Consider the following 947-nt stretch of genomic DNA (forward strand, 5'->3'; position numbering starts at 1 on the left):
CGCATAATGGTGATAGCTGTCAGGTGTTGACTGGTGTGTGATTGTGTTGATTAGATTGTGTATATTTTGAGCGAAAGGGTGCCGGTGAAGTTCGCTACTGGCCACTTCGTCGGCAGCGTCAGTTGTGTGTAGGAGGCGGGGGGGTCAGTCGGGGGGCAGGAGGGTGGTCATGCGGTCGATCTCGGCGGTCTGTGACGTGATGATCGACTCCGCCATCGACGTGGCGGGTTCGTAGGCGCCCTCCGTCCGCTCGGTGCGGGCCATCTCGACGGCGCCGCGGTGGTGTTCGATCATCAGCTCCAGGAACGCGGTGTCGAAGGCCGGGCCGGTCGCGTCGTTCAGTTCGCCGAGTCCGGGCATGGTGTGGCCCGCGTGGTCCTCCGTGGCGGCGGGCGCGGTGTCCTCGTCCCAGGTGTCCAGCCAGTCGGTCAGGGTGGCGATCTCGGGGGCCTGGGCCGCCCTGATCTGTTCCGCCAGCGCCCGCACGTCCTCGGACGAGGCGCGGTCGAGGGCGAGTTCGGCCATCTCCACGGCCTGCTGGTGGTGCGGGATCATCGCCTGGGCGAACGTGACGTCCGCCGCGTTGTGGGTGGTCCCGTCGGTGTCGCCGCCGCCGCAGGCGGCCAGGGTCAGGGCGGCGAGGGCGAACGCGACGGAACGGGTCGTGGTGCGGGTCATGGGGCTGCTCTCTGCGCGAAGGAAAGGGAAAACGGCGTGCCGGAGCGCGGCGCCGGAGGTTCCGGCGCCGCGTGGGCGCGCCTATATGCGCAGGAGTCCCGGTCCGCTCAGGGACGGCGGCGGGGCCCGGCCACCCGGAGCCGGGGGCGGGCCTGTCTCCTATACACCTCTGACGCCGCCGACCAAGTGGGGAGGGCGGATCGTAGGGGGGGCCCGTCGCAGTACATAAAAACTGACTGTCAGTGTGCTTGTGCTCACGTGCCTCCGAA

At 68.4% G+C, this 947-nt stretch carries 1 protein-coding gene; it reads right to left on the reverse strand.

The window, feature by feature from the left end; all coding sequences use genetic code 11:
- Positions 1 to 144: 144 nt before the first annotated feature.
- Complete coding sequence (locus BN2279_RS09780) at positions 145 to 678, reverse strand: DUF305 domain-containing protein (RefSeq protein WP_059008319.1); 534 nt, start codon at positions 676 to 678, stop codon at positions 145 to 147.
- Positions 679 to 947 lie beyond the last annotated feature (269 nt).

Origin of the sequence: Streptomyces specialis (assembly GCF_001493375.1) — a bacterium.
GTDB lineage: Bacteria > Actinomycetota > Actinomycetes > Streptomycetales > Streptomycetaceae > Streptomyces > Streptomyces specialis.